The organism is Agrobacterium sp. CGMCC 11546 (assembly GCF_013365515.1).
GTDB classification, from domain to species: domain Bacteria; phylum Pseudomonadota; class Alphaproteobacteria; order Rhizobiales; family Rhizobiaceae; genus Agrobacterium; species Agrobacterium fabrum.
The window spans coordinates 1,036,668-1,047,765 of the sequence record NZ_CP047387.1 but is presented as its reverse complement, the minus strand read 5'-3'; the positions used below and the strand labels follow the sequence as shown (position 1 = coordinate 1,047,765).

The window sequence follows — 11,098 nt, the reverse complement described above, 5'->3', positions numbered from 1 at the left end:
GTCTAACCTGAAATGAAAAATGACCGTCGTGTAGCATTCGTCTACCCGGTGGTCATTCTGCGTTCCGACGCATGCGCAGCAGATAATCGCACTCGTTGAACGGATCAGGGCCGGAGCGTCGCCGCGGGGACGGTGGACTTTCAGCCTGCGCGTAGTGGCTGAACGATGTTTCCATTCCACCCAGGCCACTCGTCAGTCCCGGCACCTGCTGCTGAACACCTTGAACCGCCGCCGACGCTATGGTCCCTTCAAGCGTTGCCACACCACCCGAGATAACGGAGTTTTTGGTGGCTGCACCCGCCTTGGCAAGCAACGAAATCAGACGCGTTATGGCTGCGGCCGGCGCTTCGATATGGAAGTGATCAAAGGGTTCACAGACGAAGGGTTGAGCTTGTTTGAGCGCGGTCCCGAGTACCCACGGCGTCAATTTTCGAAAATCCGCAGCGGTACTCGAAGGGGAGGTGTGACGCGCAGCCGTCATGGCGACATGACAATCCTGCACCTGCCAGCCGAAGACACCCTGTTTCAATGTATCGAATACGGTCTCCTCCACCGCACGGTAAAAGCTTGCAGGCATCTGACCGAATTCCACCTCCAATGCGAAACTGTTGCCGGCGCCATCCAGCCGTGGCTCGACTCGTAGCCCTATGGTGGCGAAGAAGGGATTGGGCTCCCTGAAAATGGTTTGAAGCCCCTGCCCGGAACCTGAGAGCCTCTCCACGCAAATAACCGTACTGTCTTCAAATTCGGCCTCGATTCCGAACCCCGTCGACAGTTCCGACTGAATAATCTGCTTTTGCACTTCCCCGTAAAGGGAGACGAAGACCTCGTTTGTCTCGTCGTTCCTACGCAAACCAATCAGGGGATCCTGCTCGACCATCTGGTTCAGTGCGAGCCACAACGCCGCATGCTCGGATGGCCGTCGGGAGACGACACGCGTTTCAAGTGTTGGTGGAGCAAAATGAAACGCTCCGTCTGCAACGGCGTCCACCCCGACACTATCGCCAACTCTGGCACCGGCCAGACCGGTGACGCGGGCTATTTGACCGGCGCCGAGACTATTTGCGTTTTGAACACGGCCGTCTTTAAACAGCTGTATTCCGGTAAGTCTTGCCGGCCCCTGCGGCAGAGGCAGAACGTGCCGAAGCCGGACCGTTCCCGATGCGAGATGGAGATAGGACAGTTTTTCACCACCCCAGCCGCGTTCGATCTTGAAGATTTTGCCCGAAATTTCCCCTTCGGGGTCTGGATCACGAGCGGGCAGCATCTCCGTAATGGCCGCTATCAAAGCCGGCAAGCCTGCTCCGGTCATTGCCACGCCGGCAAATGCGGGATGTACCACACCACAAGCAGTCTGCTGCCCAAGCAATAGCGACAGCCTGCCTGCATCCACCCGATCCGGCGTTAGAAGATAGTCGCGCAACAATTCATCGTCGTTTTCCGCAAGGGTTTCACAGAGGATGGTGAATAATGGCTCGCACTCTGTATCAGTTGCAGCCACCTGCACGTGTTTGCTGCCCGCACCAGTAACCTTCGACATGACAACCGGGCGCACTCTCAATTGATCGGCAAGGTCCCTTACAACCTCATCATAGCGCGCACCGACGCGATCCACCTTATTGATGAAGAACAGGAACGGGACCGCAAGACGTTGCAACGCCCTCACCAGCACGCGCGTCTGTGCCTGCACGCCCTCTACGGCTGAGACGACCACAACCGCGGCATCGAGCACACCCAACACCCGCTCCACCTCCGCAATGAAATCTGGATGGCCAGGTGTATCGATGAGATTGACGACCGTATCGCCGATCGTGAAGGAAACAACGGCGGCTCGGATCGTGATACCGCGCTGCCGTTCCAGTTCCAGACTGTCCGTCTGCGTGTTGCCGGTATCGACGCTACCCAGCTTGTCGATAACACCGACGTCGAAAAGGAGACGCTCCGTAAGGCTAGTTTTGCCTGCGTCCACATGGGCAAGGATGCCCAGATTCAAAGTGCGCATGAACCCTCAACTTCTCAGAAATTCTAACGTGATTTTCTTGAGAAGGGACTCGGCGCATTGGGACCTCTATGTGCTGAAAACCGTGGGTTGGTGCGCAAATCTCCGCCAGTTCACGGAGATGCAGACGAATTTAGAACTCGTGTCGCGATATATGTCAAGCATGGTCAGGTCGTACCTTTGCCGTCATGCAGAACACGATACATCGCAATATCTCTTCCACGTCAAAGTTCGAACGTACCCGATGCAACCCGCACCGCATGGCCGCCGATGCGGGCGCGGGCGATTTCGTTGTCCTTGATGTCCATGCGCAGGTGGATGTGGGATGGTCTTTCCATTTCCACGCCCTGCTCTATCAGCAGCGGATAGTGGCCGTCCGTCAGCCCGTCGAAATGGTGGATGGCGCCGGAGAGAGCGGCGGCGGCCGAGCCAGTGGCAGGGTCTTCCGCAATTCCCATTTCCGGGGAGAACATGCGGGCATGGAACTTCGCCGCGTGGTTGACGCCGCCGCGACAGTAGATATAGGCCGCCGCCAGCAAGCCTTCGACCAGCGGCGCGGTGCGCAGCCAGAGATTGGCGTCGAAATCCATGTCGCGCACGGCGGCGATATTGTGCATCGGCACGAGCAGGAAAGGCACGCCGGCGGTCCAGATCGACGGCACATGATTCTCGAAGCCTAGATGCCCCTCGCTGACGCCAAGCGCATCAGCGAGTGCGGCGTGATTAAGCGGCAGCTCGACGCGGGAGGATTTGCGCGGCAAGTCGAATTCCGCGAAGCTGACGGCGCCGGCGCGCATCTTCACCGCACAGCGCACCGGCCCCACCTTCTCTTCCAGCACGCAGACCATGTCGATATCGTCATCGCCTTCGCCGCGATTGCGCTCGGCAATGGCAACGGCCGCGCCGACGGTCGGGTGGCCGGCGAAGGGTAATTCGCCTGACGGTGTGAAGATGCGCAGCGAAGCCGCATGGGAAGGATTGGTGGAGCGGTTGATGAAAACCGTCTCGGAGAGGTTCATTTCCCGTGCAATCGCCTGCATGGTGTCCTGCGAAAGATCATCGGCGTCATACATGACCGCCAGCGGATTTCCCGCCATTTTCGCCTCGGTAAAGACATCATAGATATCGTAGTTCAGCGCCACATCCGTCTCCTGCCACTCGTCATTCCGGCTGCTTTGGCAAACTGCATCACGTCGCCCCGCATCGCAACCCTTGTCGGCAAGCACAAATCAAGAAGCTGTGGACCGGAACGGCGAGACCCGTCGCAATGGAACGCCTGGCGGCTCGAAAGGCCTTGTCGCCTGCCGCCGTCTTCATGTACCAAGGGTGCGTCTGGCGGCTTGTCATCCTCCTCTTGGTTGAGGTTTCAAGATTTCGAGCCGCTTCAACGGGTTACAGCGTCCTGCGCGGACCAGTTCCGGTCTGCGCCGTTGTTGAGGGAAGCGGATGTCGCATTCTACCTATTCACTGTCCTTCGTCGCCTCCCCATCCGAGGAGGCGCAGATGGCGCTGAAAGAGCTGAAAGCCGTTTATGACGATACGCCATTCGAAGAGGCCGACGTGATCGTTGCGCTCGGCGGCGACGGGTTCATGCTGCAAATTCTCAACGAAACGATGAATTCCGGCAAGCGTGTCTATGGCATGAACCGGGGGTCCGTCGGGTTCCTGATGAATGACTTCCGGGTGGAAGGCCTCATCCAGCGCATCGCGGTGGCGAGCGGCAATGATTTCCATCCCCTGCGCATGACGACGACGGATTCCGATGGCGACGAGTTTACCGCGCTCGCCATGAACGAAGTCAGCCTGTTTCGCCAGTCGCATCAGGCCGCCAAGCTGCGTGTCGAGGTGGATGGCAAGGTGCGGCTGGAGGAGTTGATCTGCGACGGCATGATGGTGGCGACGCCAGCAGGGTCGACGGCTTACAATTTCTCCGCCCATGGGCCGATCCTGCCACTGGAATCACCACTTCTGGCGCTGACCCCGGTCAGCGCTTTCCGGCCGCGACGCTGGCGCGGCGCGCTTTTGCCCAATAAGGTAACCGTCGATATTCATGTCCTGGAACGCGACAAGCGCCCTGTGAATGCCGTGGCCGATCACACCGAGGTGAAATCCGTTCGTCACGTCAGGATCGCACAATCACAGGACAGGACGGCGAAAATTCTCTCGGATCCGGATCGTTCATGGTCGGACCGGGTTCTCGCCGAACAGTTCAACAATTAAACCAACCATCACGATTGTCATGTTCGCTAAAAAAACGCTCCTCGCTGCTCTGCTTCTTGTCACGACCGTCCTGCCCGCGCGGGCGCAGACGCAGGCGATCGATACGCTGCCTGTTGCCGCCATATTCGTCGTCAGCAGCGGCATGTGGGAGGACCGGAACCTTGAGCCGGTAAAAGGCGCTGACGGACAATTGCGGCCACCGCCTGCCTCGCCCACACGGGGCTATTACAAGGTCATCGCCATCCGCCAGGGCGACGGTACGGCGAAAATCTACCTGCAGCGCATCGTCTTTACCGCCGACGGACCGAGCCTCCTCGAAAATGTCGAGCTGGAGGAATTCAGCCAGATGAAATCCTATGTCACGGATATCCGTCCGGAAAGCTCGAATGGCGCCTCCGCCTCACCCGGCCTGTTCGTCACCGTCTATCTGAAGACCGACCCGATGGCCAAGGAAGCGGACAGCTGGACGATCCTGATCGATGAACTGGGTGAGATGAAGGTCGAGAAAGCCTCGAACTGATCGGACCGTTACGCAGGTTCGGCGAGGCTACCCCGCAAGTGCCTCCGGCCCTGTGAGAACCGCTCCGAAATGATGCTTCCATAGTCTCGCGCCAAGTTCACCGCTGCGGTCGAGACTGGAGCCCACCGTCAGCCATGGCAGAAGTGTGGGATGAAGCCCTGCATCGAACAGGGCAAAACCGGCCGCCAGCACGCAGGTATCGGCCTGAATGCCGCAGACCAGCACCCGGTCGATTTTCAGGGACAGGAGATGGTCGATAACCTCCCGGGGCGGCCCATAACCGTGTTTGATGAATATGCGGTCTGCCGGCACCAGCGACACATCATCCCTGCCCGGTTTCCAGCCCAGTTGCCGTTCGAAGGGCGTTACGCTTTCATCGTGGCGTTCGACGGTGGCGATACTGGGCATGGTTCCGGCGAGCGCGGATATCTCCGCCACCAGCGAGGCCGGCGGATTGAAGCTCGGCTGGACGTCGACGATATAAAGCGCCTGTTTCATGTGTATCCTCCAACGAAAAACCCCTCGCAACGGGTTTGCGAGGGGCAAATTTCCGATCGACGCGTCGGGCGTCTTAATCGATATCCGAGACTTCCACATCCGCGCCGCCGCTGATGCGATGGGCAAGTGCGGCTTCCATGAACTCGTTCAGGTCACCATCCAGCACGTTGCCGGGCGCGGTGCTTTCCACGCCGGTGCGCAGGTCCTTGACCAGCTGGTAGGGCTGAAGAACGTAGGAACGGATCTGATGGCCCCAGCCAATATCGGTCTTGGATGCGGCCTGCGCATTGGCCGCCTCTTCCCGCTTTTGCAGTTCCACCTCATAGAGGCGGGCGCGCAGCATGTCCCACGCCTTGGCGCGGTTCTTGTGCTGGGAGCGCTCCTGCTGGCAGGCGACGGCGATGCCAGTCGGAATATGCGTGATACGCACAGCCGAGTCAGTGGTGTTGACGTGCTGGCCGCCCGCACCGGACGAGCGATAGGTATCGATACGGCAATCGCTTTCATTGATGTCGATCTGGATCGAATCATCGACCACCGGATAGACCCAGATGGAAGAAAACGAGGTGTGGCGACGCGCATTGCTGTCATAGGGCGAGATGCGAACGAGGCGGTGCACGCCCGATTCCGTCTTCATCCAGCCAAAGGCGTTATGGCCCTTGACCAGAATGGTGGCCGACTTGATGCCCGCCTCATCGCCATCGTGGATTTCGAGAACTTCGACCTTGAAGCCCTGACGCTCCGCCCAGCGGGTGTACATGCGCAGCAGCATGTTCGCCCAATCCTGGCTTTCGGTGCCGCCGGCGCCGGAATGCACTTCCACATAGGTGTCGTTGCTGTCGGCCTCGCCGGAAAGCATGGCTTCCACCTGGCGGCGGTTCGCTTCGCTTCTCAGCGCCTTCAGCGCATCTTCGGCGTCCTTGACGATCTCATCGTCGCCTTCCATCTCGCCGAGTTCGATCAGCTCGATATTGTCCTTGAGCTGCTGCTCCAGCGCCTTGACGCCGTTGATGCTGTCATCCAGCTGCTGGCGTTCGCGCATCAGCTTCTGGGCTTCGGAGGCATCGTTCCAGAGGGTCGGGTCCTCTGCCTTATTGTTCAACCAGTCCAGTCGTCTTATCGCCTGGTCCCAGTCAAAGATGCCTCCTCAGCAGGCTTATGGCCTGCTTGATTTCATCGACTACGTTCACGATTTCATTGCGCATTTCGCTGGTTCTTCACCTTCATTGAAACTTGTAGCTCAAATAAATGCGGGGGGCGCGGATGTAAAGACCCGCGCCCCCGCCAAACGTCATGACTGATGTCAATAAAGACCGCCGCCACCGCCAGTGATGGCCTGCTGTGCCTGCGGCGACGTCTTCAGAATGTCTTCCTGCGACATGTAGCCTTCAGCACCAATCACCGAGAAGGTGGAAGCCGGACCCGTGCCGGGTTTGAACGCTTCCATGATCGTGTCCGGTTCGCCTTCAGCCGCCGCCATGCCCGTCTTGCGGTTGACGGCGACGAAGTTCATGCCAGCAGGCACGATGAACTTGCTCGGCTCCAGATGCTTGGCCGCATCGGCGATGAATTCACCGAAGATCGGCGCTGACAGCGAGCCACCGGTGCCGCCGCGACCGAGCGGTGCCGGCGAGTCGAAACCGATATAGAGGCCGGCGACCATGTCGGGCGTATAACCGACAAACCAGGCGTCCTTTTCATCATTGGTCGTGCCCGTCTTGCCGGCAACAGGCAGATCGACCTTGATCTTGCCCGCCGCCGTACCGCGCTTCACCACGCCTTCCAGCATGGACGTCGTCTGGTAGGCAGTCATCGGATCGAGAACCTGCTCACGATTGTCAACGATGACGGGCTCGTCCTGGTTCTGCCAGCTCGTCGCATTGCAGCCCTCGCAGCCGCGCTCCTCGTGCCGGAAGATCGTCTTGCCGTAACGGTCCTGAATGCGGTCGATCAGCGTCGGCTTGATCTGCTTGCCGCCATTGGCAAGGACCGAATAGGCCGAGACCATACGCATGACAGTGGTTTCACCCGAACCGAGCGACATGGACAAAAGCGGCGGCATCTTGTCGTAGATGCCGAAGCGTTCGGCATATTCCGCCACAAGGTTCATGCCCATGTCCTGCGCCAGGCGCACGGTCATCAGGTTACGGGATTTTTCGATGCCGAGACGCAACGTCGACGGACCGGCGGAACCCCCGCCGTAATTCTGCGGTTTCCAGACCTGACCGCCCGACACGACTTCGATCGGTGCATCGAGAATGACCGATGCCGGCGTGTAGCCATTGTCGAGCGCGGCCGCATAGATGAACGGCTTGAAGGACGAACCCGGCTGGCGCATGGCCTGCGTGGAGCGGTTGAATTCCGACTGCGCGTAGGAGAAGCCGCCGACCATGGCCAGAACGCGGCCGGTATGCGGGTCCATCACCACCATGCCACCCTGCACTTTCGGCGGCTGACGCAGACGGTATTCGTTGCCAGAGCCGGAAAGCGGCTGCGCATAGACGACGTCGCCCGCCGTCACAACGCCGACCGGCGACTTGGATGTCGCTTTCTTGCCGCTGGCGTCACGGAATGCCCAGCGCATGTTTTCAGCCGAGATATGGCCGCGCGTGCGCTTGTCGCCATCTTCCGCATCCGGGTCCGCCTGGACACCGATATCGACGCCATCGGCGGCAACGGCGAGTACGACGGCAACCTTCCATTCGGGAACGTCCCGGAGACCCTTGACCTTGGCCAGCGCCGCCGTCCAGTCGCCGGCCGTCTCGATCTTTTCGATCGGCCCACGAAAGCCACGGCGTTCGTCATATTGCACAAGTCCATCCTGAAGCGCCTTGCGCGCCTCCATCTGGATCTGCGGATCAAAAGAGGTGCGAACAGAGAGCCCGCCTTCGAGAAGCGCTTCTTCGCCATATTTCTCGACGATCTGGCGGCGGACTTCCTCGGCGAAATAATCGGATGCGGCAATATGGGCGCCGCCGCGACGCAGATTGACGCCGAGCGGCTGCTTTTTGGCATCGGTGGCGTCGGCAACGGTGATGTAGCCGTTCTCGGCCATACGGTCGATCACCCAGTCGCGGCGCTCCAGCGCTGCTTTTTCGCGACGGATCGGATGGTAATTGGCCGGGCCTTTCGGCAGCGATGCGAGATAGGCGGTCTCGGCGATAGTCAGTTCCGTCACCGATTTGTTGAAATAGGTGAGCGCCGCGCCGGCGATGCCGTAAGAATTCAGGCCGAAAAAGATCTCGTTGAGATAAAGTTCGAGGATCTTGTCCTTCGAATAGGTTTGCTCGATGCGGAAGGAAAGAATGGCTTCCTTGAGCTTGCGGTCGATGGTCTGGTCATTGGTCAGAAGGAAGTTCTTCGCAACCTGCTGGGTGATGGTGGAAGCGCCGACCGGGCGGCGCCCAGAGCCCAGATTCTGGAGATTGACGAGAATGGCGCGACCGAGACCCCAGATATCGACACCGGGGTGATTGTAGAAATTCTTGTCTTCGGCGGACAGGAAGGCGGCCTTCACGCGGTCGGGAATTGCCTGGATGGGCAGGAAAAGGCGCTTTTCATGGGCATATTCTGCCATCAGAGCACCGTTGCCGGCGTGCACACGGGTCGTTACCGGCGGTTCATACGTGCTCAGAACTGCATAATCCGGCAGGTCCTTCGTCACGCCGTGCAAATAAATCGCACCGACGACGGCAGCGCACAGAAAGAGCACGCTGGCCAAGCCGAAAAAATATCCAATCAGTCTGATCATACCAAGCTACCGATAATTCGAATCGTAACCATCAACGCCCGACGAAATACGGGCGCATCCTTGCATATCGCGTGCCGTTTTGCACACCATACCTTCGATGACAAGCCGGATATGGCAGCATTCGCTGATATGTTACCGGGCCGCAGGCCCGCAATCACGCACCGACGCTATACGGATTGCCACCGAATCCGGTTTCCGAGTAACGCGGCGAATGTGAGTAAAATAGGGCTTCGGGTCGTTAATCGACCGCAAGCCTTAGAATTGAACAGCTTTTTCCACGATCAATGGCAGGGCGGCAACAGCGTCTCCACCGCTATCAGCCGCCATTCGCCAGGGCCTTGGAACGGTATCGCCCGACGGCCGTTGCCAATGTGTCGGCTACTTTTTTGCGCCACTCGATATCGAGAAGCAGCTTTTCGTCTTCCGCATTCGAAAGGAACCCAAGCTCAAGAAGCACCGACGGCACATCATGGGCGCGGAGAACCATGAAACCGGCATAACGGTGCGGATTGTTGATAAGGCCAACCTGCCCCTCGAAGGAAGAGACGATGTTTTCGGCCAGCGTTACCGAAAAGGCCTGGGTCTCGCGGCGGGTGAAATCGAGGAGAATATCGGCGACCTCCGGCGGCTCCGTGGAAGCGGCAACGCCGGCAATCTGGTCTGACTTGTTTTCGCGCTCTGCCAACTCCTGCGCCTGCCGGTCGGATGCCCGGTCCGACAGGGTATAGACGGTGGCGCCGCGAATTCCCTTCTGCTTCAGCGTGTCGGCGTGAAGGGATATAAAGAGATTGGCATTGTTCTGGCGGGCGATTGTCACCCGTTCCGACAAGGCGAGGAAGGTGTCGGAATCACGCGTTAAAAAGGCCTTGATGCCCGCTTCGCGGTTCAACCGCTCCACAAGCTCCTTCGCAAAGGTCAAGGTGATGACCTTTTCCTCGGTGCCCGTCGTGCCGCCAGTGGCGCCTGCGTCGATGCCGCCATGGCCGGCATCGACCGCGATGACGAATTCCGCTGGCCGCGATGTCTTGTCATCGGGCGTGATCGCGGCCGTTGTCACCGGGGCTGGCGCGCGCCATTGCTGATCCTTCACCAGTTCCGCAAACTTGCCCTTGGTGGTGATCTCGGCATCGAGTACGAAACGGAAAGACTGGCCGTCATCGCCCTTTTTGGTTTCGGCAACCGTCACTTGAACAGGCTTTTTCGCCGTCAGCACGATGCGGGCACTGTTCTCCCCCATGGTGCCGAAGCGTATATCCGAAAAAAGGCCTGTTGGTTTGAGGTCGGACGTGGGGAACGCAAAATTCACCGCGGGAAAGTCGACGACGATGCGGGCGGGCGAATCGAGATAGTGAACGTCGAATTCCGGCTCTTCGGCAAAATCGAGAACGATGCGCGTGCGCGCCTCATCACCGATGATCCGCGCCTGGTGGGCGACAAGCGGCTCCGCCGCATGGGCTGTCGGCACGACGGAGACTAAGGTGGCGACGAAAAATGCCAAAGCCGACGCAAGCCGCGCGATTCGCGCACCAAGCCGCCCTGCCCCGCCTGATATCGTTGCGCTGCGCGTAAAATTCATGGCCCTCAAGAAATTCCGTATTTCAGTCATTTTCGATAAACGGCGCGGAAAAGTGCCGGCAATGGTGCCGTTTCAACCACGCCGCACGATAGGTTACGCCTTTGCGCCCCACAATCGCAGGCCTTGGTGAACCAATTCTTAACCCGGAAATTCCACCAACAATATGGCATATTTAGCCAGCCTATTGCTATTATGACAGAGAAAACATACAACGCATGTGAGGGTTAAAAGTGTTGACGGGATAGATGCCCGCCGGCTGCCAATCGGAAAAGACGCTGGCGCTGCACATCGGGCAATCATCTGCCGTCGTTACATTTATCCTGAAACTGGATCAATTCCGGCCGTGGCCGGAGACCTACCCGGTGGCGCTGCCACCGCCGCTCTGAGGAGAGCAAATTCATCGGACCCCAAGGGGTCTATATATTATTGTCGTTCCGCCTGGCCAATGATGTCGCAGCAGTTTTCACATGAACCGGATACCAGGAGCAGGCCAAGCGCCTCGCCGTCGGTCCGGATGCTGCCAGTTTACAGAGG

9 protein-coding genes are annotated in these 11,098 nt (G+C 59.0%); 3 read left to right on the top strand and 6 right to left on the bottom strand.

What is annotated here, in order from left to right:
• Window positions 1–52: 52 nt before the first annotated feature.
• Window positions 53–2,002: a translation factor GTPase family protein gene (locus GSF67_RS05270; RefSeq protein ID WP_006312585.1), complete on the bottom strand. Its 1,950-nt coding sequence runs from the start codon at window positions 2,000–2,002 to the stop codon at window positions 53–55.
• A gap of 221 nt (window positions 2,003–2,223) precedes the next feature.
• On the bottom strand, window positions 2,224–3,141 hold the full coding sequence (locus tag GSF67_RS05265) for a PhzF family phenazine biosynthesis protein (RefSeq protein ID WP_006312586.1): 918 nt from the start codon (window positions 3,139–3,141) through the stop codon (window positions 2,224–2,226).
• A 304-nt stretch (window positions 3,142–3,445) separates the two neighbouring features.
• Between GSF67_RS05265 and GSF67_RS05260 the strand changes: the two genes are divergently transcribed.
• A complete protein-coding gene (locus GSF67_RS05260) occupies window positions 3,446–4,219 on the top strand; it encodes an NAD kinase (RefSeq protein ID WP_006312587.1) in 774 nt (257 codons plus the stop codon).
• A gap of 19 nt (window positions 4,220–4,238) precedes the next feature.
• The gene (locus GSF67_RS05255) at window positions 4,239–4,739 is read left to right on the top strand and encodes a hypothetical protein (RefSeq protein ID WP_006312588.1); all 501 of its coding nucleotides are present in this window, start codon (window positions 4,239–4,241) and stop codon (window positions 4,737–4,739) included.
• Between the two features lie 27 nt (window positions 4,740–4,766).
• On the opposite strand, the gene GSF67_RS05250 is transcribed toward GSF67_RS05255, so the two are convergent.
• From GSF67_RS05250 to GSF67_RS05235, 4 genes are all read right to left on the bottom strand, one after another.
• The gene (locus GSF67_RS05250; protein WP_006312590.1) at window positions 4,767–5,237 is read right to left on the bottom strand and encodes a cysteine hydrolase family protein; all 471 of its coding nucleotides are present in this window, start codon (window positions 5,235–5,237) and stop codon (window positions 4,767–4,769) included.
• A gap of 73 nt (window positions 5,238–5,310) precedes the next feature.
• Window positions 5,311–6,442, bottom strand: a protein-coding gene (gene prfB, locus GSF67_RS05245; protein ID WP_113519808.1) for a peptide chain release factor 2 whose coding sequence is annotated in 2 segments (ribosomal slippage) — window positions 5,311–6,372 and window positions 6,374–6,442 — 1,131 coding nt in all. Because the reading frame shifts where the segments join, the coding sequence is not laid out codon by codon here.
• A 98-nt stretch (window positions 6,443–6,540) separates the two neighbouring features.
• The gene (locus GSF67_RS05240) at window positions 6,541–8,988 is read right to left on the bottom strand and encodes a penicillin-binding protein 1A (RefSeq protein ID WP_006312594.1); all 2,448 of its coding nucleotides are present in this window, start codon (window positions 8,986–8,988) and stop codon (window positions 6,541–6,543) included.
• A 316-nt stretch (window positions 8,989–9,304) separates the two neighbouring features.
• Window positions 9,305–10,564 carry an N-acetylmuramoyl-L-alanine amidase gene (locus tag GSF67_RS05235; RefSeq protein ID WP_006312596.1) on the bottom strand — a complete coding sequence of 420 codons (1,260 nt, stop codon included), beginning with the start codon at window positions 10,562–10,564 and terminating at the stop codon, window positions 9,305–9,307.
• Window positions 10,565–10,809: 245 nt separating this feature from the next.
• Between GSF67_RS05235 and GSF67_RS05230 the strand changes: the two genes are divergently transcribed.
• The gene (locus GSF67_RS05230; RefSeq protein WP_006312597.1) at window positions 10,810–10,950 is read left to right on the top strand and encodes a hypothetical protein; all 141 of its coding nucleotides are present in this window, start codon (window positions 10,810–10,812) and stop codon (window positions 10,948–10,950) included.
• Window positions 10,951–11,098 lie beyond the last annotated feature (148 nt).

What these genes read in the sequence shown, in the direction of transcription:
- GSF67_RS05260 (WP_006312587.1), top strand. Translation starts at nt 3,446, where the DNA reads ATGTCGCATTCTACCTATTCACTGTCCTTCGTCGCCTCCCCATCCGAG.
- GSF67_RS05230 (WP_006312597.1), top strand. Translation starts at nt 10,810, where the DNA reads ATGCCCGCCGGCTGCCAATCGGAAAAGACGCTGGCGCTGCACATCGGG.
- GSF67_RS05240 (WP_006312594.1), bottom strand. Translation starts at nt 8,988, where the DNA reads ATGATCAGACTGATTGGATATTTTTTCGGCTTGGCCAGCGTGCTCTTT.
- GSF67_RS05250 (WP_006312590.1), bottom strand. Translation starts at nt 5,237, where the DNA reads ATGAAACAGGCGCTTTATATCGTCGACGTCCAGCCGAGCTTCAATCCG.
- GSF67_RS05270 (WP_006312585.1), bottom strand. Translation starts at nt 2,002, where the DNA reads ATGCGCACTTTGAATCTGGGCATCCTTGCCCATGTGGACGCAGGCAAA.
- GSF67_RS05235 (WP_006312596.1), bottom strand. Translation starts at nt 10,564, where the DNA reads ATGAATTTTACGCGCAGCGCAACGATATCAGGCGGGGCAGGGCGGCTT.
- GSF67_RS05255 (WP_006312588.1), top strand. Translation starts at nt 4,239, where the DNA reads ATGTTCGCTAAAAAAACGCTCCTCGCTGCTCTGCTTCTTGTCACGACC.